Here is a 26871-nt window from a genome sequence, read left to right on the forward strand (position 1 = left end):
TTCGTCTCCCTGGCCGCCTCCAGCAATCGCCGGCGGCGGCCCTAGGACCGCCACCGGCAGCTCTCAGTCGAGGCGGGCAAAACGCCCCGGGACGAAATGGCTGACATCGTTGAAGCCCGGCGTCGAGGCGTGCCCCGGGGTCACCAGGGAGTCGACGAAGGCCTCGTCCTCGGCGCTGATGCGTACGGCCAGCGCCCGGGCATAGGCGTCCCATTGGGCCTCGGTGCGCGGGCCGACGATGGCCGAGCTCACCGCCTGGTTGTTCAGCACCCAGGCGATGGCGAACTCGACGATACCCAGCCCGCGGCCCTGGGCGTACTGCTGGACCTGCTGGGCGATGCGCAGGGACTCCACTCGCCATTCGGTCTCCAGGATGCGCTTGTCCTGGCGGCCGGCGCGGCTGTCGCTGTCCGGGGTCGCGTTGGGTGTGTACTTGCCGCTGAGCACGCCGCGGGCCAGTGGACTGTAGGGCACCACGCCCAGGCCATAGGCACGGGCCGCGGTGATCTGCTCGCCTTCGGCCTGGCGGTTGACCAGGTTGTACAGCGGCTGGCTGATCACCGGGCGCTCCACGCCCAGCTGGTCGGCAATGCGTACCGCTTCGGCGATCCGCCAACCCCGGTAGTTGGACAGCCCCCAGTGGCGGATCTTGCCCTGGCGCAGCAGGTCGCCGATGGCCGCGATGCTCACTTCCAGCGGCGTGTCGTGGTCCTCGCGGTGCAGGTAGTAGATGTCCAGGTAATCGGTGCCGAGCCGGGTCAGGCTGGCCTCGATGGCGTTGCCGATGTGCTTGCGGTTCAGGCCGCTGCGATTGGGCACGCCGTCGGCCGGGCCGAAGCCGACCTTGGAGGCCAGCACCCAGTCATGGCGGTGGCGGGCGATGGCCTCGCCGACAATCTCCTCGGAGCGGCCCTGGTTGTAGACATCGGCGGTGTCGATGAAGTTGATGCCCTGGTCCCAGGCCTTGTCGATGATGCGCAGCGAGTCTTCGGTGCTGGTCTGCTCGCCGAACATCATGGTGCCCAGGGTCAGGCTGGAAACCTTGAGGCCGGAGTGACCGAGGATGCGATAGCTCATGGGGCGGGATCCTTGTGCTGGATAGGTGGCGGGGCCGCCCATCAAATACCAGAACCGCACGCCGGGGCAATGCCTGTCACGGACAGAGTTCGCGGCAGCGCTGGACCAGGAAGCCGTGCAGCAAGCGCACCCGTTCGGACACCTGCAGGCGGTGCGGGCACAGCAGGTTGAAGGGCAGTGGCTCCCCTTGCCAATCCGTGAGCAGTGGCACCAGGCGCCCGGCGCGAAGGTCCTCGGCCACATCCAGCCTTGCCTTGTAGACCAGGCCATGGCCGGCCAGGGCCCAGCGCCGGGCTATCTCGCCGTCGTCGCACGAGTAGTCGCCGCGCACCTGGACCTCGCGCACCTGGTCGTCCCGGCTGAAGCACCAGAGGTCGTAGAGCTGGCCGTCGCGCAGGTAGAGCAGGGCGCTGTGCCGAGCCAGGTCCTCGGGCACCTGCGGTGCGCCATGGCGGGCCAGGTACTGCGGGCTGGCGCAGACCACCCGTCGATGTGCCGCCAGGATCGGCAGGGCCACCAGGCTGGAGTCCCCGGGCACGCCAAAGCGCAGCGCCACATCCACGCTCTCGCGAAACAGGTCGGCATGGCGGTCGTTGAGCTGCAGTTGCAGGCGCAGTTGCGGGTGCTGGCCCTTGAATTCGTCGAGCCAGGGCAGCAACGCGTTGCGCCCGAAATCCGAAGGGGCCGACAACTGCAGCACCCCGCATAGGCCCTGGCCCTGCTGCCTGAGCGCTTGTTCGCCATCCTCCAGGGCGGCCAGGGCCAGGCGCACGCTGTCCAGGTAGCGGCGACCTTCCGGGGTCAGGCGCAGGCTGCGGGTAGAGCGGGCCAGCAGGCGACTGCCCAGGCGGGTTTCCAGGCGCTTCAGGGCGATGCTGGCCGCCGCTGCGGTGAGGCCAAGGCTGCGCGCCGCCGCGGAAATACTGCCTTCGTCGGCAATGCGCACGAAGATCTCCAGGTCGAGGATCGAGCTCATTGATAAAAATCCTTTAAAGATCCTTGCGTTTTAAGCGGATTTTTCTTCGATTGGCAAGCGGTGAAGATGTAATCCCTTTACTTCACAAGAGGTGATCGCAATGACTCTTTCCAATCCAGGCTTGCATAAGCAGACCGTCGTGGTGATCGGAGCCGGCAGTGGCATCGGCGCCGCCGTGGCGCACCAGGCCGCCGCCCGTGGCGCCCGGGTAGTGCTGGCCGGGCGCGATCTCAAGGCCTTGCAGCGCCAGCAGGCACGCCTGCCGGAGTCGGCCCGGGCGCTGAGCGTGGACATCACCGACAGCGCCAGCCTGGAGGCCTTGTTCCAGGCCGTGGGCGGCTTCGATCACCTGGTGATCAGCGCCGGTCCGGCCATTGCTCCCAAACCCTTGGCCGACACTGACCTGCAGGACGCCCAGCGGGCCTTCGAGGTCAAGTTCTGGGGTGTCTGGCGCGCCGTGCAGGCCGCGCTGCCATACCTGGCGGCACGGGGCAGCATCAGCCTGACCTCGGGCATGTTGTCGCGCAAGATGGTCCCGGGGCAGGTGCTCAAGACCACCCTCAATGCCGCCCTCGATGCCCTGGGCAAGCACCTGGCCAAGGAGCTGGCGCCACGGCGGGTGAACGTGATCAGCCCGGGGATCACCGATACCGAGGCCTACGCCGGCATGCCCGCCGATGCCCGAGCGGCGATGTTCGCCAAGGCGGCCGCGAGCTTGCCGGTCGGTCGGGTCGGGGAGCCGGGGGAGGTGGCGGCGGCTTTCATCCTGGCCATGGAGAACGGCTTCATCAACGGCAGCCTGATCGATGTCGACGGTGGAGGCCTGTTATGAACTGGCGCTTCGACCACCTGGCCTTCAACACCGATGGTGGCTCGACCCTGCCCCAGGCCTTTGCCGAGCTATTGGGGCTGCAAGCGGGCCGCCGTCCGCCGTTTCCCTTCCCCGGGCGCTGGCTGTACCAGGATGATCAGGCGCTGGTGCATGTCATCGAGCAGGATGCTTGCCCCGCGCCACAGCTGAGCCATATCGCCTTCAGCACCCATGAGGCCGCTGCCGCGGTCTTGCTGCGGGTGCAGGCCAGCGGTCTTGAGTACCAAGTGGCGCAGGTGCCGGAAGATGGCCTCTGGCAGATCTTCGTGCGCCTGCCCGGTGGCCTGCTGCTGGAGCTGGACGCCCCGGCATCGGGGGCGTTGACCGGCAGTCATGATTACGCCCGGCATCCTGGCGCGCCGGACTGAAGCCGCCACGAAAAAAGCCCGTTCCAGCCGATGCTCGAACGGGCTTTTGCCGCAGCCGGGGCTCAGCGATGCAAGGTACGGGTCATGCGCAGGGCCAACAGGGCGCCGGCGACGATCACTGCCGCCAGCAGGTACAGGGCGGCATCGGTGGAACCGGTGCTGTCCTTGACCCAGCCGACGATGTAGGGGCTGAGGAAGCCGGCCATCTGGCCCATGGAGTTGATCAATGCCAGGCCACCGGCGGCGGCCCCGGCGCTGAGCAGCGCGGTAGGCACCGGCCAGAACATCGGCAGGCCGGTGAGGGCACCCATGGTGGCGATGCTCAGGCCGAGGATGGCGATGGCCGGGTTGGCGGCGAAGTTCACCGCGATCAGCAGCCCCACGGCGCCCATCAGCATGGGTACCACCAGGTGCCAGCGGCGCTCCTTGTTCAGGTCCGCCGAACGTCCTACCAGCAGCATGAACACGGCCGCCAGCAGGTAGGGAATCGCGCTGAGCCAGCCGATCACCAGGTTATCGGCGAACCCCAGGTTCTTGATGATCGACGGCAGCCAGAAGTTGATGGCATAGACCCCGCTCTGGATGCAGAAGTAGATCAGGCCGAAGGCCCAGATCGCCGGGTTCTTGAACACCTGGGCCAGGGAGTCGCTGGCGGTCTTGGGCTGGTTGGCGGCGTCTGCGGCCTGGTCGGCCTCGAGCATGGCGCGCTCGGCGGGGCTCAGCCACTTGGCGTGGGCGAAGCCGTCGCTCAGCAGGAAGTAGGCCAGGGCGCCGAGCACCACGGTGGGGATGCCCTGCAGCAGGAACATCCACTGCCAGCCGGCGAGGCCACCCTGGCCTGCGGCGAAATGATTGAGGATCCAGCCGGAGAACGGGCTGCCCAACAAGCCCGAAACCGGGATCGCCGACATGAACAGGGCCATGATCCGGCCACGGCGGAAGGTCGGGAACCACTGCGACAGGTACAGCACCACCCCTGGGAAGAAGCCGGCTTCGGCAGCGCCGGTGAACAGGCGCAGGGTGTAGAACTGGGTTGGCGTAGTGACGAACAGCAGGCAGGTGGACAGCGTGCCCCAGGCGATCATCATCAGGGCGATCCAGCGCCGCGGACCGAAGCGGGTCAGCGCCAGGTTGCTGGGCACGCCGCACAGCACGTAGCCGATGAAGAAGATCCCGGCGCCCAGGCCATAGACCGTTTCGCTGAACTTCAGGGCGTCGAGCATCTGCAACTTGGCGAAGCCGACGTTGACCCGGTCCAGGTAGTTGAACAGGTAGCAGATGAAGATGAAGGGGATCAGGCGCAGGGTGATGCGCTTGTAGACGGCGTTCTTGTCGTCAGCCTGGGCCAGGGCGGCAGCGGCTCTGTGTGACATGCTGGATCTCTCTTTATTATGATTTTGCACGGTGCAAAGGGTAACGTTGACCGCCCCGAGAGTCTCGGCCACCCTGGCGCCGCTGTCTTTGTGCCGGCGCACAGCGAATGCCGTGCCCCCCTGTGCCACTGAACAACGCCGCGCGTGCCGTGGCCCGCCCTGTCGTAGCCAACCCAAGGATCACCGAGCATGTTCGAACTCGATCATGACCTGGCACAGGACATCGTCGACCGCACGATGGCCATCCTGCCCAACAACGTCAACGTCATGGACAGCCAGGGCCTGATCCTGGGCAGCGGCGAGCCGGAGCGCATCAATACCCGCCATGAGGGTGCGCAGCTGGTATTGGCCAACGGCCGGGTGGTGGAGATCGACGAACCCACCGCCCGCCGGCTCAAGGGCGTGCAGCCGGGGATCAACCTGCCGCTGTTGCACGACCAGCGCTTGATCGGCGTGCTGGGCATCACCGGTGATCCGGCGTTGCTGCGCACCTACGCCGAACTGGTACGCATGACCGCCGAAATGCTGGTGAGCCAGCGACACCAGCAGGCCGAACAGCAATGGCGCCGCCAGCGCTGCGATGACCTGCTGGCATTGCTGCTGGGCGAGGGTGGCGACTCGCCGCGCCTGGTGGACGAGGCGCGGCAGATGGGTCTCAAGCCGCAATTGGCGCGCATTCCCTATCTGTTCGAGCTGGGGCTGGAAGCCGGGGCGGGGCAGGACGTCGATGCCCTCAGCGCCTGGTTGATGTCCCGCTATCCGGACAGCTGGTGCGTCAGTGCCGCGCAAACGTCGTTGCTCTGGTGCCGGCCGGCGAGCCTGACCCTGGACGACCCGCGCCTGCTGGAGCGGCTCGTCGGCCTGGGCTGGGATATCCAGCGGGTGGCGGTGGGCGGTCCGGCCGAGGGCCTCTCGGGGTTGCGCCGTTGCTACCGACGGGTCGGCGACCTGCTGGCCTATGGGCGCGACATCCTGCCCGCTACTCGCCTGCTGACCCTGGATCGCTACCGGCTGCCGGTGATGCTCTGGCGCCACCGCAACGAGGATGCCCTGGACGAGTTGCTCAGCCCCTTGCACAAGGTCCTGGCCAAGGACGGCAACGGTCAGTTGCTCGCGACCCTGCGCAGTTGGTGCGAACACGACGGCCAGAGCCAGGCCTGTGCCGACGCCCTGGGCATCCACCGCAACAGCCTGCGCTACCGCATGGAGCGCATTGCCGAACTCAGCGGCGTCGACCCGTTGCGCCTGGACGGCATGCTGTCGCTGTACCTGGCCGTACAACTGCTGCCCCAGCAACCCGCCACCCAATTCGCACCTGAATAACGGCGGTGCCGGTATTACGGGTGCTGCGCCCGCGGTCGCAGCCTCGCCAACGCGGTCCATGGGTTCCATCTGGATAATGGTGCCCCTTCATCCCGACTGCGCAGCTTGTAGCAATGAACAATAAAGTGCCTGCGCCCTTGTGCAGCGGACCGGCGTCAGCCGCTGCGGCAAATGGCAGCATGGCGCCACAAGAACTGGAGATAGCCCCATGAAGATCATCATCGCCCCCGACTCGTTCAAGGACAGCCTGAGTGCCGAAGGCGTGGCCCAGGCCATCGCCCAAGGGCTGGCCGAGGCCTGGCCCGAAGCCCAGGTACTGCAGTGCCCGATGGCCGATGGTGGCGAGGGCACGGTGGAGTCGGTACTCGCCGCATGCCAGGGGCAACTGCGCAGCACCCGGGTCCAGGGCCCGCTGGGTAGCGAAGTGCAGGCCCGCTGGGGCTGGCTGGCATCGAGCCACACGGCGATCATCGAAATGGCCGAGGCCAGCGGCCTGCAACGGGTGCCGCCAGGCCAGCGCGATGCCTGCCACAGCAGCACCTTCGGTACCGGTGAACTGATCCAGGCGGCCCTGGACGCCGGCGCCCGGCGCATCATCCTGGCCATCGGCGGCAGCGCCACCAACGACGGCGGGGCCGGAGCCCTGCAAGCCCTGGGGCTCAAGCTGCTGGACCGCCGGGGCCAGGCGCTGCCCCGGGGTGGCCTGGCCCTGGCCGACCTGGCCAGCATCGAGCTCGACGCCATGGACCCGCGCCTGGCCCAGGTGCGTTTCGAGATCGCCGCCGACGTCAATAATCCCCTGTGTGGCGAGCAGGGGGCCTCGGCCATCTTCGGCCCGCAAAAGGGTGCCTCGGCGCAGCAGGTAGAGGCCCTGGACCAGGCCCTGGGGCACTTTGCCGATCTCTGCGCCCAGGTGCTGCCCAGGGACGTGCGTGACGAACCCGGCAGTGGCGCCGCCGGTGGCCTGGGATTCGCCGCCAAGGCGTTTCTCGGCGCGAGGTTCCGCCCCGGGGTGGAAGTGGTCGCCGAGCTGGTGGGATTGGAACAGGCGGTGCGTGGCGCCGACCTGGTGATCACTGGCGAAGGACGCTTCGATGCCCAGACCCTGCGTGGCAAGACGCCCTTCGGCGTGGCGCGGATCGCTCGTCAGCAAGGGGTGCCGGTGATCGTCATCGCCGGCACCCTCGGCGAGGGTTACCAGCAGATGTACGCCCATGGCGTGGACGCGGCCTTCGCCCTGACCTCCGGGCCCATGAGCCTGGAGCAAGCCTGCGCCGAGGCCCCGCGATTGTTGCGCGAGCGGGCGGCGGACATCGCCCGGCTCTGGCGCCTGGCCGCTACCCGCCAGGCCAGTGTCTAACAGGCCGTTGAAAAATGTAGGCGAGGCAGCCAGCGCAAGGCGAAAACAGGCGAAAAAGCGCACTTTACATGTGGTAAATGAGCATTTTGACCGGGCTGGCGCACCAGCCTGTTTTCAACGCAGCGATGGCAACGCAGGTAGATTTTCAACGGTCTGCTAGCGCAAGCCCCGCTCAGTAGACCCCACCCTCGCTGCTGGGGGCGTCCTGGGCCTTGTACTGCCCGGCCAGGTTCTGCAAACCCTTCATCAGCACCGTGGTGTCCACCCCCACCGCGACGAAGTTGGCTCCCAGCTCGATGCAACGCCGGGCCAGGCCCGGGTCGGCGCTGAGGATGCCCGCGGCCTTGCCGGCCTGGCGCACCCGCAGGATGGCGTCCTCGATCGCCGCGACCACCTGGGGATGTCCGGGATTGCCGCGATGACCCATGGCCGCCGACAAGTCGGCGGGGCCAATGAACACGCCATCGACACCCTCGACCCGGACGATCTCGTCCAGGTTGCTCAAGCCCTCCAGGTTCTCGATCTGCACCAGCAGGCACATGTGTTCGTCGGCCTGGTCCAGGTAGCCGGGGATGCTGTTCCAGCGGGAGGCCCGGGCCAGGGCGCTGCCGACCCCGCGAATGCCCTGGGGCGGATAACGCATGGCGCTGACCAGCTGGCGCGCCTGGGCCGCGCTTTCGACCATGGGCACCAACAGGGTCTGGGCACCGATATCCAGCAACTGCTTGATCAGCGCGGTATCGCCGATCGGCGGGCGGACGATGCCGTGGGCACCGTAGGGGGCGATGGCCTGCAATTGCCCCAGCAAGCTGCGCAGGTCGTTGGGGGCGTGCTCGCCGTCCAGCAGCAGCCAGTCGAAACCGGCATTGGCCGCCAGCTCGGCGCAGTAGGCATTGGCCAGGCCCAGCCACAGGCCGATCTGTGGCTCGCTGCCTTGCAGGCGTTGCTTGAACAGGTTCTGCGGCATGTCCATGGCGTTCTCCTCAGACGAAACGGCAGGCGATGCTGCCCAGTTGGTCGTAGTCGACGTGAAATACATCCCCCGGGTGCGCGGCCACCGGACGGGTGAACGAGCCGCCAAGGATGATCTGCCCGGCTTCCAGGCCGACGTCGTAGGCCGCCAGCTTGTTGGCCAGCCAGGCCACGCCCTTGGCCGGGTGGTTGAGCACCGCGGCCGAGACCCCGGACTCTTCGATCACGCCGTTGCGGTACAGCACCGCCGGCACCTTGCGCAGGTCCACGTCGCCGGGGCGCACGGCCCGGCCACCCATTACCACCCCGGCGTTGGCGGCGTTGTCGGAAATGGTATCGAAGACCTTGCGCGTGGCCTGGGTCTGCGGGTCCACCTGCTGGATGCGCGCGTCGATGATCTCCAGCGCCGGGATCACCCAGTCGGTGGCCTCCAGCACATCGAACAGGGTGCAGCCGGGGCCCTTGAGGGGCTTGCCGAGGATGAACGCCAGCTCCACCTCGACCCGCGGCACGATGAAGCGCTGGAAGGGAATGTCACTGCCTTCATCGAACAGCATGTCGTCCAGCAGGGCGCCGAAGTCCGGCTCGCTGATGTTCGACGACACCTGCATCGCCCGGGAGGTGAGGCCGATCTTGTGGCCCACCAGCCGGCGGCCGTCGCGGATCTTGCGTTCCACCCAGCTGCGCTGGATCGCATAGGCATCCTCGATGCGGATATCCGGGTATTCCAGGGACAGCTGGCCGATCTGTTCGCGGCTGCGTTCGGCGGCATCGAGGCGCGCTGCGGCCTGTTGGATGGCGGAGGGGCTGAGCATGTTCATTTCTCTTGTGGGTTGACGATATGGGCCGGCACCCAGAGCACCAGCCAGGCGCCCAAGGCGATCAGCAGGGCCAGGGCATACAGCGCCAGGCTGGCGCTTTGGGTGGCGTCACGCACCACGCCGATCAGGTAAGGCGCGAGGAAGGCCGCAACGCTGCCGAAGGAGCTGATCAGGGCGATGCCTGCAGCCTGGGTATTGCTGGCCAGAAAGGCCGGCGGCAGTTGCCAGAACATCGGCAGTGCGGCGCTGGCGCCCATGCCCGCCACCAGCAGGCCGAACATCACCAGCCAGGGGTTCTGTGGCGCCAGGGCGGTCAGCGCCAGGCCCAGGCAGGCCATCAGCAGCGGCACAGCCAGGTGCCAGCGCCGCTCGCGCAGGCGGTCCGAGGAGCGGCCGACCGCCAGCATGAACAGGCAACCGGCGAGGTAGGGCAGGGCGCTGAGCAGGCCGACGTCGCCGTCCCCGGCCACGCCAGAATGGTGGATCAGGGTCGGCATCCAGAAGGCGATGGTATTGACCGCCAGCATCACCGCGAAATAGATGCCCACCAGCAACCAGGCGTGGCGGTCCTTGAGAATGTCGCTGAAGCGGTTGATGGACTTGCGCTGCTCCTCTTGCTGCTGGGTCTTGTGCAACCAGGCCTTTTGCGCGGCGCTGAGCCACGTGGCCTGGTCGATGCTGTCCGGCAATGCCTTGAGCACCAGCAGCCCGAGCAGCACCACCGGCAGGCCCTCGATCAAAAACATCCATTGCCAGCCGCGCAAGCCGCCCCGGTCATGGAAATTCTCCAGGATCCAGCCCGACAGCGGGCCGCCCAGGACCCCGGCCATGGGCACGGCGATGGCGAACAGCGCGGTGGCCTGGCCACGGCGGTCGGCCGGGAACCAGCGGTTGAGCAGCACCAGGATGCCGGGAAAGAAGCCGGCCTCGGCCACCCCCAGCAAGAAGCGCAGCACATAGAAACCCCAGGCGTCCTGGACCAGCATCAGCGCGCTGGACAGCAGGCCCCAGACCAGCATCAGCAGGGCGATCCAGCGCCGTGGCCCGACCCGCTCCAGGGCCAGGTTGCTGGGCACGCCGAACAGCGCGTAGGCGATGAAGAACAACCCGGCGCCCAGGCCGTAGACGCTGTCGCTGAAGCCCAGGTCCTGGGTCATCTGCAACTTGGCGAAGCCGATGTTGATCCGATCCAGGTGGGCGAAGATGTAGCAGACGAACAGCAATGGCATCAGGCGCCAGGTGATCTTGCGATAGCAATCGTTGGCCTCGGCCAGCGGGGCCTGGGCAATGGCAGGGCGGGACATGGGCATGGCCTCGTTGTTGTTCTTGTGGGTTGCGCAAGCCGCCGGTTACGGCGGCTACAGCGACTTGAGGAAGGCGTGGACGTTGTTGTGCTTGAAGTTGAGCTCGGCCTCCAGCTCGCTCATCTCGAACGACAGGGCCAGCAGGCGCTGGGCCTGCAACTGGGCGAAGTGCGCCTTGATGATCTGGAACAGGCCCTCGGCCACCTGGCGCCGGGTTTCAAGGTCGCGCCCGGCCCCCACTTGCAGGCGCATATGGACGAAGGCGTAGTCATGCTTGCCGTCGGCCATGCGCCAGGTGTCCAGGCGTACCCCACGGCTGCGGATGCCACCCAGGGGGAACACGCCACTGGCGCCCAGGTAGTCGTGGACCTTTTCGAACAGCCCCGGCAGGTCGGCCTGGGCTTCGATGTTGTCGGTGTATTCAGCGATGAAATGCGGCATGGGACCTCCTTTGGAGGCAGCTGCAAGCTACAAGCTACAAGCCGCAAGAGGGATCTCCTGTGGCTGTAGCTCGCGGCTCACCGCTGCTCTTGATGTTTTCTTGCAGCGTGTCGCTAGAAGCTTGTCGCTGACTTCACAACGCAAAGATGGCGTTGATCTGGCCGGTGCCGGAGCTGCCGAACAGCGGCGTGACGATCTCGGCCGGGCGGTTGTACTCGGGGCCGCCCAGCAGCCCTAGGAGCATCGCCGTGTCGTGCATCTTGCCTTCGCCATAGCAGTGCTCGGCGTAGTCGGGGAGCATCGCGCAGAACTCGCGGAAGCGGCCCTGCTGCCACAACTCCACCACGCGCTGGTCGACCTGCTTGTCGAATTCCCGGGTCCAGTTGTGGATGTTGGCCTCGGCCTCGCGGTCATCGGAAAACCGGTGGGACAGGGAGCCGGAGGCCAGCACCAGGACCTTGCGGTCGCTCTTCTCGATGGCCCGGCGCACGGCGGCGCCGAAGGTGAAGCTGTCGGCCAGCTTGTGCCAGGCGCACCAGGCAGCGATGGACACCACCTGGAAATGCTCGGCGGCGGGCACGTCCATGTGCATGTAGCGCATGGGCACCAGGGTCCCGTACTCCAGCTCCAGGCTGGGGATGTTATGAGCCAGGGTGCGCACGTCGGCGGCGTTGGCCTCGGCGGCGATCAACTCTCCCAGCGCCGGGCAGCCCGGGTAGTCATAGGTCATGTTCTTGATGAAATGCGGCAGCTCGTTGCTGGTGTAGGTGCCGTTGAACACCTCGCCGCAATTGATGTGATAGCCGCTGTTGACCAGCCAGTGCACATCGAACACCACCGCGGTGTCGGCGCCCAGGGCCCGGGCCCGGCGAGCGATTTCCTTGTGCCCGGCGATGGCCGCCTCGCGGCAGCCGTGGTGCTTGCCCGGCAACTCGGACAGGTACATCGATGGAACGTGGCAGACCTTGGCGGCCATGACGACTTCGCCCATGGTGCTTCTCCTGAAACATCTTATTGTTGGGGGGATCCGGGACGGTCCTGAACCTTACCAGAGCGTTGAAAAACGTAGGCGAGGCAGCCAACGCAGGTAGTTTTTCAACGGCCTGTTACACGCCCCAGCGCGGGATGTGGTGGCTGCCCATGGAGAGGCAGACGTTCTTGATCTCGGCGAACACCTCGAAGCTGTATTCACCCCCTTCGCGCCCGGTGCCCGAGCCCTTGACGCCGCCGAATGGTTGGCGCAGGTCGCGCACGTTCTGGCTGTTGATGAACACCATGCCGGCCTCGATGCCCCGGGCCAGGCGGTGGGCCTTGCCGATGTCCTGGGTCCAGATGTAGGACGCCAGGCCGTACTCGGTGTCGTTGGCCAGGGCCAGGGCCTGGGCTTCATCCTTGAACGGGATCAGGCACACCACCGGGCCGAAGATCTCTTCCTGGGCGATGCGCATCTTGTTGTCCACGTCGGCGAACACCGTGGGCTGGATGAATTGCCCGCGCGACAGGTGCGCCGGCAGGCCGGCCGGTCGTTCCAGGCCACCGGCCAGCAGGGTCGCGCCTTCCTCGATGCCGATGCGGATGTAGCCGGTGACCTTGTCGTAGTGCTGCTGGGTGATCATCGAGCCGACCTGGGTCTTGGGGTCGGTCGGGTCACCGACGATCAGGCGCTTGGCCCGGGCCGCGAACTCCTTGACGAACTGCGGGTACACGCTTTGCTGGATGAAGATCCGGCTGCCGGCGGTGCAGCGCTCGCCATTGAGCGAGAAAATGGTGAACAGCGCGGCGTCCAGGGCCCGTTCCAGGTCGGCGTCCTCGAAGATCAGCACCGGCGACTTGCCCCCCAGTTCCATGGAGTACTTCTTCAGGCCCGCGGTCTGCATGATCTTCTTGCCGGTGGCAGTGCCGCCAGTGAAGGAAATGGCGCGCACATCCGGGTGGCGCACCAGGGCATCGCCGGCGGTGGCGCCATAGCCCTGGATGACGTTGAGCACGCCGTTGGGAATGCCGGCTTCCACGGCCAGGCGCCCCAGTTCATTGGCGGTCAGCGGCGACAGCTCGCTCATCTTCAGCACCGCAGTGTTGCCCAGGGCCAGGCAGGGCGCGGTCTTCCAGGTGGCGGTCATGAACGGCACGTTCCACGGTGACACCAGGGCGCAGACCCCCACCGGCTGGTACAGGGTGTAGTTGAGCATCTGGTCGTCCACCGGGTAGCTGTGGCCGTCCATGCGGGTGCAGACCTCGGCGAAGAAATCGAAGTTGTGCGAGGCCCGGGGAATCAGCACGTTGCGGGTCTGGTGGATCGGCAGACCGGTGTCCAGGGTCTCCAGCTCCGCCAGTTGCGGCACGTTCTGGTCGATCAGCTCACCCAGGCGGCGCATCAGGCGGGCGCGTTCCTTGGCCGGGGTATTGGCCCATTTCGGAAACGCCTCCTTGGCCGCGGCCACCGCACGGGCCACTTCCTCGGCGCCGCCGCTGGCGACTTCGCCGATGGCCTCGCCGGTGGCCGGGTTGTAGTTGACGAAGGTGTCGCGGCTTGCGACTTCGCGGCCGTCGATCCAATGCTTGATCATGCTGTTGCCCCTTGTGCTGGATGGGCGAAGAACTCGGCTTCGCTGACGATTCGGTTGACCAGGCGCGCCACGCCTTGCACTTCCACCACCACTTCATCGCCGGGCACCACGTCGGCCAGGCCCTCGGGGGTGCCGGTGGCGATCATGTCGCCCGGTTGCAGGGTCATGAAGCTGGAGAAGTATTCGATCAGGTAGGGAATGTCGAAGATCATGTCCGCAGTGGTGCCTTCCTGCTTCAGCTCGCCGTTGATCCAGGTGCGCAGCTTCAGGTTGCCGGGATCGGGCACGTCGCCGACGTCGACGATCCAGGGGCCCACCGGGGTGGTGGCATCGCGGTTCTTCACCCGCAGGTTGGGGCGGTAGTAGTTTTCCAGGTAGTCGCGGATGGCGTAGTCGTTGCACACCGTGTAGCCGGCCAGGTAGTCGAGGGCGTCGGCGCGCTTGACGTTCTTCGCCGGCTTGCCGATGACCGCCACCAGCTCGCACTCGTAGTGCATGTAGGCGACGCCATCCGGGCGCCAGGTCCGCTGGTTGTGGCCGGTGTAGGTGCCCGGTGACTTGATGAACGCCAGGGGCTCGGTGGGCGGGGTGAAGGCCAGCTCGCGGGCGTGGTCGGCATAGTTCAGGCCCAGGGCGAACATGTTGCCGGTGGCGGGCGGCAGCCAGGTGACCTGTTGCTCACCGAGCGTGCGGCCATCGGCCAGGCGCACGTTGTGCTGGTCGTCGACCTGGACCCTGTGAACCTTTCCTTCGAACAGGATGCGGGCGTGTTTCATGGGCGAGCCTCCTGTGGCGCGACGATGTGGTTGGTGAGGCGGCCCAGGCCGCTGATCTCGATATCGACGCGATCACCGGGCTGCACGTCGACCCGGCCTTCGGGGGTGCCGGTGAGCAGCACATCGCCGACGTCCAGGGTCATGAACTCGCTGAGCTCGGCGATCAGCCGGGCCACGCTGCGGACCTGGTTGGCAGTGGTGTTTTCCTGCACCACCTGGCCATTGACCAGCAGCTTGATGGTCAGCGCCTGCGGGTCGGCGACCTCGGCGGCCGGCACCAGGACCGGGCCCAGGGCGCAGAAGCCGTCGCGACACTTGGCCTTGACCGCCGGGCGGTAGTAGCTGTCCTCCGGCAGGCTGAATTCGTTGGCGATGGTGTAGCCGGCCACGTGTTCCAGGGCCTGGGCTTCGCTGACCCGACTGGCGCGCTTGCCGATCACCACGGCCAGGGCCGGGCCCGGTTGCAGCCGTTCGCCGGCCGGATGCTCGACAGCGCCGTCGTGCTGGTTGCGGGTGTTGGGGGTCTTGATGAACAGCACCGGCTTCACCGGCGGCTTCTGGTAGGGCGGCTGGCTGAAGCTCTCTAGGTGCTCGTGCAGCAACCCCTGGTAGTTCAGCGCCACGCCGAACAGGGTGCCGCCAGCGTGGTCGTTCAAGGCTCGGCTCATCGAGCGTCTCCTGGTTGCGGGTCTCGGGCCCGTGCGGCGCTTGCCGGTCGCGGGATGAATTCGTTAATGTGTTAACGTTATATTTAATATGTTAACGATCGTCAAGCAGCTGTCTTGCATGTTGTGCCGCACCCTGGCGGGCAAGCGGCGAATCACCCAGGATGGCCCAGGCCCGCGTGCTGAAAACAACAAGAGAGGGGCGCCATGCACCCACGCCAACCGATCCCCAACATCAACATCGGCCAGGTCTACGACCAGCGCTACGCCGATGCCCAGGTGCATTACGACAAGCTGAGCAACCTGGCCGGTTTTTTCGGTCGCAACATGCCGGTGCACCGCCATGACCGGTTCTTCCAGGTGCACTACGTGCAAAGCGGCGCGGTGCGCGTCTACCTCGACGACCGGCAATACCTGGAGTCCGGGCCGATGTTCTTCCTCACGCCGCCGACCATCGCCCATGCCTTCGTCACCGAGGCCGATGCCGAGGGCCATGTGCTCACGGTGCGCCAGCAACTGGTATGGGAGTTGATCGGCGCAGACCCGGCCCTGGCCCCGGCTCCCCAGGTGCCGCCGGCGTGCGTGGCCCTGGGCCGGCTCGGTGCCGGGTTCGCTGGCGAGGTGCGGCGCCTGGAATGCCTGTTCCATGAGTTGCAGCAGGAGATCGACGGGCAGCGGGCCGGGCGCGAGCCGGCGCTGCAAGCCTTGACCCGGTTGCTGTTGATCAGCCTGCTGCGGCTCTCGGCCAACTCCCTGGAAGCCCGCCCGGCGCGCCATGAAGACCTGCAGATCTTCCATCGCTTCAACGAGCTGATCGAGGCCCACTACCTGGAGCACTGGCCCCTGGGGCGTTATGCCGGGCAGATCGGGGTGACCGAGGCGCGGCTCAACGATGTCTGCCGGCGCATCGCCGACTTGCCGTCCAAGCACTTGGTGTACGAACGCCTGATGCAGGAGGCCAAGCGCCTGTTGCTGTTCACCGGCAGCTCGGCCAGCGAAATCTGCTACCAGCTGGGGTTCAAGGATCCGGCCTATTTCAGCCGGTTCTTCCAGCGCTATGCCAAGGCCGCCCCGGGCGAGTATCGGGCGCGCCAGGGGCTGGTCACGTCGCCTGTGCCGGGTCACTGAGTGCAGCAGCCGGGCTGGGTGGGCAGGCGTCGCCCGCAGGCCTTGCCGGTGGTATTCGAAACCTGGCGAGCGTGGCAGAATCCGCGCCTTTTCCGACAAGGAGCGTCGTCATGCTGCGTCCCGTTGCGTTGTCCCTGCTGATGCTTGGCGCCATGGCCTGCCAGGCCCGGGAGCTGCCCGAGCTGACGCCGTTGTGGCAGCAGCAGAAGGGCTGGATCAGCGCGTGCGACAACCGCCGCGATTGCCAACTGCTCTACGTGCCGAACATCGAGTTTGCCGAGCAGGTCAACCACCTGACGCTGATCATCCGCAGCCAGGCCGGCCCCGCGGGGCGGGTGCAACTGCAACTGGAGCACCAGGGGGCGCCATTCCAGCTGCAGGCGTTGCGCCTGGATGGCCAGCCGCTGGAACCAGCCTTGCTGGCGGCTTTGGTCGAGGAACCGCAGGGCCCCGACGGTAAGCCAGAGCAACAGTATTACCGGGTTGACGACCAGGCCCTGGCCCGCCAGTGGCTGGCACGGCTGCAGGCCGGGCAGGTGCTGGAGCTGCCCGGTGAGGAGCCGGCCCAAGTGCTCCTGGCGACTCTGCCGCACTTGCTGCACCGGGTGGACCAGGTCCAGCACCGCCAGGGCACGGCCAGCGCCCTGGCCGAACCCGGCGAGCAGCCAGCGAGCTCGGTGCCCCGGGTCCAGCCGCCCCGGGCATTGCGTCCCTACCCGGGGGTGACGCCCCTTGGCGCTCAGGAACGTGCAGGGCTGCTGGCGGCGGTGCAGGCGGCATTGCCGGCACCTAAGGCCGCGCAAGACGATGACTACATCATGCCGCCGAGGATCGAGGTCTATCCCCTGACCGAGCAGCAGGCGCTGGTGTTCGAGTTCTCCGACTGCGGCGCCTACACCTGCCTGTTCGATATCAGCAGCCGCTCGCGGAGCGCGCCATACGGGCTGCAAGCCCTGCAGATACAGGCGTTGCCGGCTGGCAGTGTCGATCATGCCGGTGGCCTCAACTATGACCCCGAGACCGGCCTGCTCAGCAGCTACCTGATGGGGCGCGGCATAGGCGACTGCGGTGAAATGGCCAGTTGGCACTTCGACGGCCAGGCCTTCCAGCTCACCGACTACCGGCGCATGCCCAACTGCAGCGGCCTGGGCTACGACCAATGGCCGGTGCTCTGGAGCGCCGAGGCGCCGAAGCGCTCCTGAGCCCGGCCTCAGGTGCAAGCCTCACCCTGGGGCACGAGGCTCGCTTGCGCCCGCGCGCTGGCCAGCACCAGGTCGGCGGCCTTCTCGCCGATCATGATCGCCGCCGCGTTGGTGTTGCCGGTGATCAGGCTCGGCATGATCGAGGCGTCCGCCACCCGCAGCCCCTGCAGGCCATGGACCCGCAACTGGTCATCCACCACCGCCCATTCGTCATGGCCCATCTTGCAGCTGCCCACCGGGTGGAACACCGTGCCCAGGTTGTGGCGGATCCACTGCTCGATCTGTTCCTGGCTCTGCACCTGCGGCCCGGGCACCAGCTCGTCCTGCAGGTGTTGGGCGAAGGCCCGGGTCGCCGCCAGCCGGCGCACCAGGCGCAGGCCCTCCACCAGCTTGCGCATGTCCTGCGGGTGGCTGAGGAAGTTGGCCTCGATCAGCGGCTTGTCCTGCGGGTCGGCCGAGTTGAGGCGCACCCGGCCGCGGCTCTGCGGGTGCATTACCGCCACGTGCAGGCTGATGCCATGGCCTACCGGCACCAGGCGTTGCGGCTGGTTCTTCAACGCCGGGGCGACGATCAGGCCCAGCTCCGGCACCGGCGAGCCCGGGTCCAGGCGCAAGAAAGCCCCGGACTCCACCGTGTTGGACGTCAACGGCCCCCGGCGCCGGGCCAGGTACTGCCAGGGCGAGCGGGCCAGGGGCAGCAAGCCCCGGGGCGACAGGCCGTAGCTCAATTCGGGGCGACAGCGGTACATCAACACGATGTCCTGGTGGTCCTGCAGGTTATGCCCGACCCCGGGCAGGGCATGGCGCTGGGCGATGCCATGGCGTTGCAGCTCCTCGGCGGGACCGATCCCCGAGAGCAGCAACAGTTGCGGCGAGTTGATCGCCCCGGCGCAGAGGATCACCTCGCGCCGCGCCAATAGCTGGCGTGCCTGGCCATCCTGGCTGACTTGCACGCCGGTGGCGCGCTTACCCTCCAGCACTACACGGTGGGTCAGGGTGGAACTGAGCACGGTCAGGTTCGGCCGCTGCAGAATCGGGTGCAGGAAAGCCCGGGCTGCACTGCAACGCTCGCCGTTGACCTGGGTGACGTGGAAGGGCCCGAAACCTTCCTGCTCCGGCCCGTTGAAGTCCGGGTTGTAGCTCCAGCCCAACTCCATGGCGGCCTCGAAGAACACCCGGTTCACCGGGCTGGGGCTGCGCTGCTCGGCGACGTTGAGTTCGCCGCCACGGCCATGCCAGGGCGCATCCCCGGGCTCGAAGTGTTCCGAGCGCTTGAAGTAGGGCAGCAGCTCGTCATGGCTCCAGCCCAGGTTGCCGGCGGCGGCCCACTGGTCGTAGTCGTGGCGATGGCCACGGATGTAGATCATGCCGTTGATGGCGCTGGAGCCGCCCCAGACCCGGCCCCGGGGGCAGGGGATCGGGCGTCTGCCGCTGGTGGCCTGGGCGCTGAAGGCATGCATCCAGTTCCAGCGCGGGTTGGCGATCAGGCGGATGATGCCCGCCGGCGTGCGTATGTAGGCGCCCGGCAGCAGGCTGCGGTCGCTGGGGCCGGCCTCGATCAGGCACACCTTGAGGCTGGGGTCGGCGGACAGTCGGTTGGCCAGCACGCAACCGGCGGAGCCGGCGCCGACCACGATGTAGTCGTAGCTGTGGAGTGGAGTTTCAGGCATGGCGGTGACCTCTTGGGCAGTCGGGGAAATCCATCTCACAACCCCAGCAGCGAGCCGACGTCCAGGCTCACTTGCAGGCCGACGACAAAGCCGTTGCCGCTCAGCTCGCGGGCTTCGGGGTTGTAGAAATTGTCCGGGTTGATCAGGTACTGGACGCTCGGCTCCAGGGTCAGTTGCCGGGTCAGGGCGATGTTCGCGTTGGCTTCCAGGGCATAGACATTGCGCCGGCCCAGGCGCGAGTCGCCGTCGTTGGCGATCCGTGCCTGCTGCTGGAAGCGCAGTTGGTGATCGTTCAGGCGCAGGTAGCTGGCCTTGAAGTTGAGCTTGTCTTGCGGGCGGTCGAAGGGCGCGAGATAGGTCAGGCCGGCCTCGGCGAAGTGGCTGAAGGGTTGCTTGGCATCGGCCGCCGCCGACAGCGAGCCGAACAACAGCAGGGCCTGTGGCGCGCTGCCTGATCCGCCGCCGGCGCGCCACACAGCCTGCTGGAACTTGAAGAAGGCGCCAGCGCTGCCGAAGGCGGTGGCGCCGGTCAGTGGGTCTTCCTGCTTGGAGGTGTTGTAGTAGCCGTTGAGCTCGTAGTGAAAGCCATAGCCGTCCTGCCGCTGGCTGCCCACGCCCAGCAGCAGGCTGGTGCCGCTGGCATCGTCGGTGCTGAAGTCCAGGCCCTGGCGATGCTTGAGGTAGTCCACCGGGTTGGATTCGAAGGCACCGCCATGCAGGTACCACTGCGGCGTCGCCTGGTACTTCAGGTAGCCGCCCCAGGCCCCGTAGGGTGGCGGCAGGATACCGGTGGAGGCCTCGATGATCGGGTCGTTGCAGGTCACCGTGCTCTCGCAGTTGTAGATGTAGAAATAGCGCCGGGCGTTGGTCCGCCCCAGGCTCAGGTCGACCTGGCCGTCGAGCCAGGTCTGCTGGTAGGTCAACAGGCTCAGCTGGTTGCTGGTCAGGTCGTTGTGGATCGGCGCGCCGCCGAAGTAGCTGCCGGCGGCCCCTTGCCAGTTGCGCGAGGTGGGCACGCCGGTCCCCTCGTCGAGGATGAACAGCGTCTGCTCGACATGCAGGGCCGCACCGTCCAGGCCGGCGAAGGTCGCAAGGTCGATATCGGCGCCGACGAACAGGTCGCCGCTGTTGCCGAAGCTGTGGGGCCGGGGGCCGGTATCGAGGTTCTTCATGGACAGGCTGAGGAACTGGATATGCGGGGTGATGCCTTGTCCGGCCAGGTAGTCGCCCAGGCCGGCCAGCGGTCCGCTGCGCGGTTCGCTGGCGGTAGCGGCAAGGCTGGGCAGGGGCAACAGCAGGGCGGCCAGCAGCGGGCCGAGTGCATGGGTGGCATTCATGTCGGGTACTCGTTTGTTGTTGTTCTTGTGGTGAGTGATGAACAGCGCCTCGATCAGGCTTCGGCCAGGGCCGGGCTGGGGTTGACCAGCACCTTGATCTGGCGCTTGTCCTGCAGCAGGACCTCGAAACCCTCCGTTACCGCCTGCTCCAGGGACAGGCAGCGGCTGACCAGCCGCGACAGGTCCAGGTCCTTGCTGGCCAGCAGCTCCAGCAACGGCGGATAGACGTCGCGGTAGCCGACGCTGCCCAGCAGGCGCAGCTCGTTGTTGACCAGGTGGAAGGCATCGAATTGCACCTGGCCCATCAGCCCCACCAGCACCGCTTCGCCACCTTTGCGCAGGCTGTGCAGGGCATGGTCCAGGGTCTGCTGGCTACCGGCCGCCTCGAAGGCGCTGTCCAGCCCGCCATCGCTCAACTGCCGCAGTCGCTGGCGCAAGTCGGGCGCCGCGCCATCCAGGGCCTGGGTAGCGCCCAGTTCCAGGGCCAGTTGCCGGCGCCCGGGGTCCAGGTCCACGGCATAGATGCGTTCGACCCCTCGGAGCCGGGCCAGCATTACCAGCAGCAGGCCAATGGGCCCCAGGCCGAACACCGCGCAGCTGGCGCCGGGTTGCAGGCTGCTCTGGTTCAGGGCGTGGCAGGCCACGGCCGCCGGTTCCAGCAACGCCGCCTGGCGGAAACTGACGCTATCGGGCAGCCGGTGCAGCATGTAGGCCGGCACCAGCGCCTGTTCGGCAAAACCGCCGTCGCCCATCAGGCCGATGAAACCCATGGACTCACAGAGGTTGTACTGGCCCGCCTGGCAATACCGGCATTGGCCGCAACGGTATTCCGGTTCCACCACCACCCGCTGGCCGAGCAGCCCGGGATCGACCCCGGGGCCCAGGGCCAGCACCTGGCCGCAGAACTCGTGGCCCAGGGTCAAGGGTGCCCGGCAACCGGACAGCGGATGCGCCTGCTGCTGTGGGATGGAGTGCGGGCCATTGGCGTATTCGTGCAGGTCGCTGCCGCAGATGCCGCAATAGGCGACTTGCAGCAGTACCTGGCCAAGGCCGGGCTGGCGCAGTTGTACCTGGCTCAGGCGCAGGTCGCGGGCAGCGTGCCAACGCAGTGCTTTCATGGGCGTTCTCCTTGCAGGGTCGGTGAGTGGAGGTTCGTGGCCTGGCGCCGGGCCAGCACCGCCGGCGCGGTTTCCTTGAGCAGCAGCGCCAGGGCCGCCGCCAGCAGCGCGCCGGCGCAGGACATCCACATGACGATCGACAAACCGAAGCGGTCGGCGGCGAAGCCGGCGAGGGTCGGGGCGACGAAACCACCCACCAGCTCCCCGATGCCCATGATCAGCCCCAGGGCCGTGGCCATGACTTCCCGCGGCACGGTCTCCGCCGGGATGGTGGCCATGAACAGGGTGAAGCAGCCCAGCCCGGTGTAGGTCAGCAGCATCAGCACGCCCAGCAGCCACGGCGTGGGCGCGAAGAGCAGGGCCAGGGGACAGCAGGCCGCCACCAGCGAGAACAGCACCAGGGTCGGGCGCCGGCCGATGCGGTCGGAAATCGCCGGTACGCCAAACCCCCAGAGCACCCAGGCACCGCCCAGGCAGCTCATCACCGTGCCCATGCTGGCCGGGCTGTAGTCGCGGACCTTGACCAGGAAGGTCGGGGTGAAGGAGATCAACACGATGAACCAGGTCAGGAAGAAGCAACTGATCAGGGTGCACAGCAGGATGTTGCGGCTCTTGAGCAGCGCCAGCCGACTGATACCGTTGCCGCTCGGGCCCTGTACGGATGCTGCGCGGCTGGGCGCATCCGGCTGGACGTAGCGCCAGATCAGCAGGGCGATCAGCAAGCCGGGCACCAGCGAGATGATGAACGCATGGCGCCAGCCGTAGGCCTCGGCCAGGGCCACCAGGACCGGCGGGCCGATCACCGCCCCCAGCAGGCCGGCGGCCGAGCCTTGCAGCAGGCCCATGTTCAGGCCCCGACGGTGAGGCGAGGAAGCTTCCACCATCAGCGATTGCGACAGCGGCAGGATCGGCCCTTCGGCCAGGCCCATGATGGCGCGAAACAGCAGCAGGCTGAGGAAGCCGGTGACCAGCCCCGACAGCGCCGAACACAGCGAGAACAGCAGCACCGCGACGATCAAGAGCGGCTTGCGCCGGCCCCGGCGGTCCGACCAGGCCCCTACCAGCGCCCCGGAAACCGCCCAGGCCAGGGCCAGCACCGAAGACAGCAAGCCCAGGTGGCGGTTGCCCAGTTGCAACTCGTCGGCCATGAAGGGGAACAGGAAGGACAGCGCCAGGCGGTCGAAAAACACGAAGCCGAAGGTCAGGAACAGCACCCCCAGCAAGGTGTTCTCGTAGCTGGCCTTGTTGTTTTTATAAGCCATGGTGATTCTCCGCACGCAGGTCGAGGCCGTGATCAGCGAAACAGGGTGTCGATATGGGCCGCGCCCAGGCCGATGTTTTCGTAGTGCGCACGGCACAGGGCGATGTAGGAGTGCACGTCGAAGTAGCCGTCGGGCTCGCCCTGTTCGTCGAGCCAGATCAGCGGGCCCTTGACGATGAAGAACACCCGCATCGGCTGCTCGTGTTCGTAGGCCACCAGGGTGTGGCCTTCGCCTGGGGTCTCGTAGACGAAGTCGCCGGCGGTGGCGGTCCATTCGTGCTCCAGGTAACCCCACTTGCCGGACAGGGTGTAGGCGAAGACCTCGTGGGGGTGGTAGTGGCGGTTGACCAGCCCGGCGCTGCTGGCCATCAGGATGTCGCACCAGCGGTTCTCGCTGGGCGAGATCCACAGCGGGCGCGAAGACACGGTCTCGGTGAAGGGCACGTACAGGCTCAGGTCGTCGCTGGCGGCGTCGGGCAGGTAGACCTCGGGCTTGGCGTCGGGCTTGAAGCAGTTGGCGATGGGCTGCAGGTCTTTCCAGAACTCTCGGGTGGCGGCTTCAGGCATGGTCGGTCTCTCTTGTTGTCGTGGAGTCGTCGGTGCAATGCCAGCGGGGCTGACGGCACGACTCTAGGCCGGCCGGGGGCGGGCGGTTTGTCCGGATCGGACCGCTTTGTTGTCGGTTTCGGACGGTTGCACCACGGCGGTTGACAGTGGGCGGGGGAAGTTGACAGGGCAAATCATTCAGATATTAATGAATGGCCGCAGGCCACGGGTTCCGTGGCTCCAGGTGCCTGGACGGAGCCTTGCCGCCCGGGAAACATCCCGCTGCCATGAGAAGAACAACAATGTCTCCATGCGCCTTGCTCGAAACCCGCCACGCCAGTACCCAGGCCATCGACCGGGACCTGCGCCTGGCATTCTGGGAGGACTACAACGCCAGCACCCTGGTAGGGCTCAAATGCAACTCCTACGCCGAGAGCGGCTTCACCGCCCGCCAGGACAACCTGCACTTGAGCGCCATGCGCCTGGCGCGGATCGTCGGCAATGAACATGTCGTGGAGCGTGACCGTTCGATGATCCGTGGCGTGCCCAAGGAGTCGATCTTCGTCTCCCTGGTCACCGACAGTGGTTCGTTCTTCTACCAGGGCGGCACCTGCCAGTTGCTGGAGCCGGGCGAGCTGGTGGTGTATCGCACCGACAAGCCCTACCTGTTCGGTTTTTCCGCAGCCATGCGCCAGTTCATCTTCGATATTCCCCAGGAGCAGTTCGCCCGCCGTTGCCTGCGGCGCTTCGACCAGCCGTTGAAGATCGGCGTGCAGGGCGGTGGCCAGCGTCTGTTGTTGCGCACCCTGGCCGAGCGCACCAGGGTTTTTTTCCAGCAACCCTTGTGCGGTGCGGCCGAGGATTACCAGGAGCACGCCTTCGAACTGCTGGCCAGCCTGATCGCCGGGCAAGTGGGGCAACGGCCGATCAACGCCTTGAGTGCCTCCTACCTGCTGGCGGCCAAGCAGTACATCCAGGAGCACCTGGCGGACCCGGAGTTGAGTTGCGAGCGGGTGGCGGCGCAGGTCGGCGTGTCGCCGCGCCACCTGGCCCGGTTGTTCGCCCTGGAAGAGTGGCTGCCCAGCCGCTTCATCCTGGAGAAGCGCCTGCAACAGGCCCAGCAACTGCTGTGCAGCCCCCGGGGGGCTGCGCTGGATATCAGCGAGATTGCCTATCGCCATGGCTTTGCCAGCCAGGCGCACTTTGCTCGGGCTTTCAAGGCCCGCTACCAACTCACGCCCAGTGAAGCGCGGCGCCACGGCCCCACGCCAGCTTGAGGGCGCCTTAAAAAAACGTAGGCGAGGCAGCCAGCGCAACGCGGCTTGCGGCGAAACGGCAACAGACCCTAGAGGCGCCCTTGAGCGACCGGGCGCTGCGGGATTCAGCGAGCGAAGGCCTCCAGGGCCTGGGCCTGGCGCTCCAGTAGCTGGCGTTGCAGGGCCAGGACCGGTTCCTTGGGCTGCTGCAGGCGCACGAACTCCAGCATCGGGTCGGTGACCGCAGTGCGGATGCCTGACAGTGCCTCCAGGGTCGCCAGGCCACAGAACGGCACGTAGGCCTCGGAGTAGCCGCCTTCATGCACCAGCACCAGGCGCCCGCCACACAGGCGCGCGGCGGCGTCGCGCAGGCACTGGGTCATTTCGCGGAACGAGTCGCTGTGCAACAGCATCCGCGCCAGCGGGTCCACGGCGTTGGCGTCGTAGCCGCAGGCGACGATGATCAGTTGCGGCTCGAAGCGCTCCAGCGCCGGCACCACGATGCGCTGCATGGCTTGCAGGTAGGCGTCGTGCCCGCCGCCGGGCAGCAGCGCAACGTTGATGTTGCAGCCCAGGCCCGGGCCGCGCCCACGGTCCTGCTCGCCGCCGTAGCCGGCCGGGAAACAGCCGTCCTGGTGCAGGGACAGGGTCAGTACATCGGCGCGCTCCTCGAAGATCGCCTGGGTGCCGTTGCCGTGGTGCACGTCCCAGTCGATCACCGCCACCTTGCCCAGGCCGTGGCGGGCCTTGGCCGCCTCGATGGCGATGGCGATGTTGGCCAGGAAGCAGAACCCCATGGCCTGGTCGGCCAGGCAGTGGTGTCCCGGTGGCCGGGACAGGGCGTAGGCGTTGTCGGCCTCGCCGCTGAGCACCGCATCCACCGCGGCGATGGCCAGCCCGGCAGACAATTTGGCGATTTCATAACTGCCGGGCCCCACTGGTGCCTGGTCGCCCAGCTCGCCGCCGCCGGCATCGCTCAGGGCCTTGAAGCGTTGCAGGTAGGCGGCGCCATGGACCCGCAGCAGGTCCTGGTCGCTGGCCGGTTCGGCGCTGCGCAGTTGCAGTTGGCGGGTCAGCCCGCTGACATCCATCAGGCTTTTCAGCCGGCGCTTGGTTTCCGGCGACTCGGCATGTCCGGCCGCGGCTGGTGGCTGCACCCAACCGCCTACCGGCAGGGTCAGGCTGTGGGGGCTGGCGCTGTGCCATAGGCACAGTTCATCGAAGAAAAACGCGGTTTTGCAGGTCATGGTGATATCCATCGTTCAAGAAAACGGTTACGAGCGGGTGGGGCGGCAACCCAGGACCAGCGCCAGGGACAACAGGGTGAGGGAGGCGCCGGCCAGCAACAGGCCGTGGAAGCCGCCGCTGCTTTCGATCAGGCGCCCGGCCAGGGCGGGGCCGATGGCCAGGCCGACGCTGATCACCAGGTTGGAGGCATTCATCAGCCGTCCGCTGCGATCCATCTGCGCCATGCGCGCCAACACCAGGGGCAGGATGAAGGTCCAGGTGAACTTGAACACCAGGGCCGCCAGGGCGAAGCGCGCCAGTTGCGGTTGCCCGTACAGCAACAGCACCGAGCCGGCCATCAGGCCGTAGCCCAGCCACAGCAGGCCGCTGCCGGGCAGGCGGTCGCCGAACAAGGTGGCGCACAGGGCGCCGACGATGCCCATCAAGGTGGCGATGGCCAGGATGTCGCCGCTGGCCTGGGGCGAGAGCCCGGCCTGGCTGCCGATGGCGCCGATGAAGGTCCAGACCCCGCTCAGGCTGATGTAGAAAGCGAGGATGCCGAGGATGCCCAGGCCGGCCTTGAGCCAGGAGATCGGCGGGGCTGGCGTGGCGGCGTCCAGTGACTGTTCGGCGCCGGCGGGAAAGCAGCGGGCCAGGGGCAGGCAGAGCACCATCAGCAGCGCCAGGATCAGGTAGCAGGCGCCGAGGCCGAAGTGCTCGAACAGCAGCGGCAGCAGGCTCAGGCCAATGGCCCCCAGCACCAGCTGGCCCATCACCCAGAAGCCGTAGGCGCGACTGGGGTTGGGGCTGACAGCGGCGCTGGCCAGGCAGATGATCATCAGCGAGCCGCCGGCCAGGGCGCTGCAAAAACGCGCCACCAGCAACAGCCAATAACCATGGACCAGCATCGACAGCAGGTTGGCGGCGATGAACAGCACGGCGCTGCACAAGGCTGCGCGGCGCCAGTCCAGGCGCTTGAGCCACCAGATGGCGGGCAGGGTGGCCAGGCTCATGGCCCCCAGCTCGGCGCTGAACAGGTCGCCGATCTGGGTCGGGCTCAGTTGCCACTGGCTGGCCAGTTGCGCGGCGATGGCCGGGGCCATCAGCAGCACCGCGGGGGTGATGGCGGCGAACAGCACGATGGCCGCCAGGAGCCCCAGGGGTTGGCGGGCAGATGGCGCGGTGTCGCTCAGGGCAGGGTTGTGGCTATGCATGGACGATCTTCCTCGGGC

General features: G+C 67.1%; 25 protein-coding genes. 7 read left to right on the top strand and 18 right to left on the bottom strand.

Annotated features, from left to right (window positions below; all coding sequences use genetic code 11):
• Positions 1-63: 63 nt before the first annotated feature.
• The gene (locus CAG11_RS29975) at positions 64-1077 is read right to left on the bottom strand and encodes an aldo/keto reductase (RefSeq protein WP_053130744.1); all 1014 of its coding nucleotides are present in this window, start codon (positions 1075-1077) and stop codon (positions 64-66) included.
• A 76-nt stretch (positions 1078-1153) separates the two neighbouring features.
• Positions 1154-2053, bottom strand: a complete 900-nt coding sequence (locus CAG11_RS29980; protein ID WP_085599869.1) for a LysR family transcriptional regulator — start codon at positions 2051-2053, stop codon at positions 1154-1156.
• 100 nt (positions 2054-2153) lie between these two features.
• Between CAG11_RS29980 and CAG11_RS29985 the strand changes: the two genes are divergently transcribed.
• A complete protein-coding gene (locus tag CAG11_RS29985) occupies positions 2154-2885 on the top strand; it encodes an SDR family oxidoreductase (RefSeq protein ID WP_022639095.1) in 732 nt (243 codons plus the stop codon).
• Complete coding sequence (locus tag CAG11_RS29990; protein ID WP_085599871.1) at positions 2882-3292, top strand: hypothetical protein; 411 nt, start codon at positions 2882-2884, stop codon at positions 3290-3292. Before CAG11_RS29985 ends, CAG11_RS29990 begins: the two co-directional genes overlap by 4 nt.
• Positions 3293-3354: 62 nt before the next feature.
• Here CAG11_RS29990 and CAG11_RS29995 read toward each other — a convergent pair whose 3' ends face one another.
• Positions 3355-4665, bottom strand: a complete 1311-nt coding sequence (locus CAG11_RS29995; RefSeq protein ID WP_085599873.1) for an MFS transporter — start codon at positions 4663-4665, stop codon at positions 3355-3357.
• Positions 4666-4854: 189 nt separating this feature from the next.
• Here CAG11_RS29995 and CAG11_RS30000 point away from each other — a divergent pair, with 189 nt between their 5' ends.
• A complete protein-coding gene (locus CAG11_RS30000) occupies positions 4855-5988 on the top strand; it encodes a sugar diacid recognition domain-containing protein (RefSeq protein WP_085599875.1) in 1134 nt (377 codons plus the stop codon).
• Positions 5989-6196: 208 nt separating this feature from the next.
• Positions 6197-7348 (top strand): glycerate kinase, encoded by a 1152-nt coding sequence (locus CAG11_RS30005; protein WP_085599877.1) that lies wholly within the window; start codon positions 6197-6199, stop codon positions 7346-7348.
• A gap of 172 nt (positions 7349-7520) precedes the next feature.
• Here CAG11_RS30005 and hpaI read toward each other — a convergent pair whose 3' ends face one another.
• From hpaI to CAG11_RS30045, 8 genes are all read right to left on the bottom strand, one after another.
• Positions 7521-8321, bottom strand: coding sequence for a 4-hydroxy-2-oxoheptanedioate aldolase (gene hpaI, locus CAG11_RS30010; RefSeq protein WP_022639091.1), 801 nt, complete (start codon positions 8319-8321; stop codon positions 7521-7523).
• A gap of 10 nt (positions 8322-8331) precedes the next feature.
• The gene (gene hpaH, locus CAG11_RS30015) at positions 8332-9135 is read right to left on the bottom strand and encodes a 2-oxo-hept-4-ene-1,7-dioate hydratase (RefSeq protein ID WP_031319953.1); all 804 of its coding nucleotides are present in this window, start codon (positions 9133-9135) and stop codon (positions 8332-8334) included.
• Positions 9136-9137: 2 nt separating this feature from the next.
• On the bottom strand, positions 9138-10445 hold the full coding sequence (locus CAG11_RS30020) for an MFS transporter (RefSeq protein WP_022639089.1): 1308 nt from the start codon (positions 10443-10445) through the stop codon (positions 9138-9140).
• A gap of 54 nt (positions 10446-10499) precedes the next feature.
• Positions 10500-10886 (bottom strand): 5-carboxymethyl-2-hydroxymuconate Delta-isomerase, encoded by a 387-nt coding sequence (locus CAG11_RS30025; RefSeq protein WP_053130723.1) that lies wholly within the window; start codon positions 10884-10886, stop codon positions 10500-10502.
• Between the two features lie 133 nt (positions 10887-11019).
• Positions 11020-11877 carry a 3,4-dihydroxyphenylacetate 2,3-dioxygenase gene (gene hpaD / locus CAG11_RS30030; protein WP_085599879.1) on the bottom strand — a complete coding sequence of 286 codons (858 nt, stop codon included), beginning with the start codon at positions 11875-11877 and terminating at the stop codon, positions 11020-11022.
• 115 nt (positions 11878-11992) lie between these two features.
• The gene (gene hpaE / locus CAG11_RS30035) at positions 11993-13453 is read right to left on the bottom strand and encodes a 5-carboxymethyl-2-hydroxymuconate semialdehyde dehydrogenase (protein ID WP_085599881.1); all 1461 of its coding nucleotides are present in this window, start codon (positions 13451-13453) and stop codon (positions 11993-11995) included.
• A complete protein-coding gene (locus tag CAG11_RS30040; RefSeq protein WP_085599883.1) occupies positions 13450-14229 on the bottom strand; it encodes a fumarylacetoacetate hydrolase family protein in 780 nt (259 codons plus the stop codon). The genes hpaE and CAG11_RS30040 overlap by 4 nt, the downstream gene beginning before the upstream one ends.
• Positions 14226-14897 carry a fumarylacetoacetate hydrolase family protein gene (locus CAG11_RS30045; RefSeq protein WP_053130711.1) on the bottom strand — a complete coding sequence of 224 codons (672 nt, stop codon included), beginning with the start codon at positions 14895-14897 and terminating at the stop codon, positions 14226-14228. Before CAG11_RS30045 ends, CAG11_RS30040 begins: the two co-directional genes overlap by 4 nt.
• A gap of 204 nt (positions 14898-15101) precedes the next feature.
• Here CAG11_RS30045 and hpaA point away from each other — a divergent pair, with 204 nt between their 5' ends.
• Positions 15102-16022 (top strand): 4-hydroxyphenylacetate catabolism regulatory protein HpaA, encoded by a 921-nt coding sequence (gene hpaA / locus CAG11_RS30050; RefSeq protein WP_022639084.1) that lies wholly within the window; start codon positions 15102-15104, stop codon positions 16020-16022.
• Between the two features lie 110 nt (positions 16023-16132).
• Positions 16133-17224, top strand: coding sequence for a DUF1176 domain-containing protein (locus CAG11_RS30055; protein WP_085599885.1), 1092 nt, complete (start codon positions 16133-16135; stop codon positions 17222-17224).
• Positions 17225-17232: 8 nt separating this feature from the next.
• Here CAG11_RS30055 and CAG11_RS30060 read toward each other — a convergent pair whose 3' ends face one another.
• The 5 genes from CAG11_RS30060 to CAG11_RS30080 are packed head-to-tail and all read right to left on the bottom strand — an operon-like array spanning position 17233 to position 23177.
• Positions 17233-18894, bottom strand: a complete 1662-nt coding sequence (locus tag CAG11_RS30060) for a GMC family oxidoreductase (RefSeq protein ID WP_085599887.1) — start codon at positions 18892-18894, stop codon at positions 17233-17235.
• A gap of 35 nt (positions 18895-18929) precedes the next feature.
• The gene (locus tag CAG11_RS30065) at positions 18930-20231 is read right to left on the bottom strand and encodes a carbohydrate porin (RefSeq protein WP_085599889.1); all 1302 of its coding nucleotides are present in this window, start codon (positions 20229-20231) and stop codon (positions 18930-18932) included.
• A 53-nt stretch (positions 20232-20284) separates the two neighbouring features.
• A complete protein-coding gene (locus CAG11_RS30070) occupies positions 20285-21349 on the bottom strand; it encodes a 2,3-butanediol dehydrogenase (RefSeq protein ID WP_085599891.1) in 1065 nt (354 codons plus the stop codon).
• Positions 21346-22611, bottom strand: a complete 1266-nt coding sequence (locus CAG11_RS30075; protein ID WP_085599893.1) for an MFS transporter — start codon at positions 22609-22611, stop codon at positions 21346-21348. Before CAG11_RS30075 ends, CAG11_RS30070 begins: the two co-directional genes overlap by 4 nt.
• A gap of 32 nt (positions 22612-22643) precedes the next feature.
• Positions 22644-23177 carry a 2,4'-dihydroxyacetophenone dioxygenase family protein gene (locus CAG11_RS30080; protein ID WP_085599895.1) on the bottom strand — a complete coding sequence of 178 codons (534 nt, stop codon included), beginning with the start codon at positions 23175-23177 and terminating at the stop codon, positions 22644-22646.
• Between the two features lie 281 nt (positions 23178-23458).
• On the opposite strand from CAG11_RS30080, the gene CAG11_RS30085 reads away from it, so the two are divergent.
• Positions 23459-24433, top strand: coding sequence for an AraC family transcriptional regulator (locus CAG11_RS30085; protein WP_085599897.1), 975 nt, complete (start codon positions 23459-23461; stop codon positions 24431-24433).
• A 104-nt stretch (positions 24434-24537) separates the two neighbouring features.
• Here the strand turns inward: CAG11_RS30085 and CAG11_RS30090 are convergent, their stop codons facing one another.
• Positions 24538-25659, bottom strand: coding sequence for a class II histone deacetylase (locus tag CAG11_RS30090; RefSeq protein WP_177409192.1), 1122 nt, complete (start codon positions 25657-25659; stop codon positions 24538-24540).
• A gap of 27 nt (positions 25660-25686) precedes the next feature.
• A complete protein-coding gene (locus tag CAG11_RS30095; protein WP_085599900.1) occupies positions 25687-26853 on the bottom strand; it encodes an MFS transporter in 1167 nt (388 codons plus the stop codon).
• Positions 26854-26871: the final 18 nt, after the last annotated feature.

Origin of the sequence: Pseudomonas sp. B6(2017) (assembly GCF_002112765.1) — a bacterium.
Classification (GTDB): Bacteria; Pseudomonadota; Gammaproteobacteria; order Pseudomonadales; family Pseudomonadaceae; genus Aquipseudomonas; species Aquipseudomonas piscis.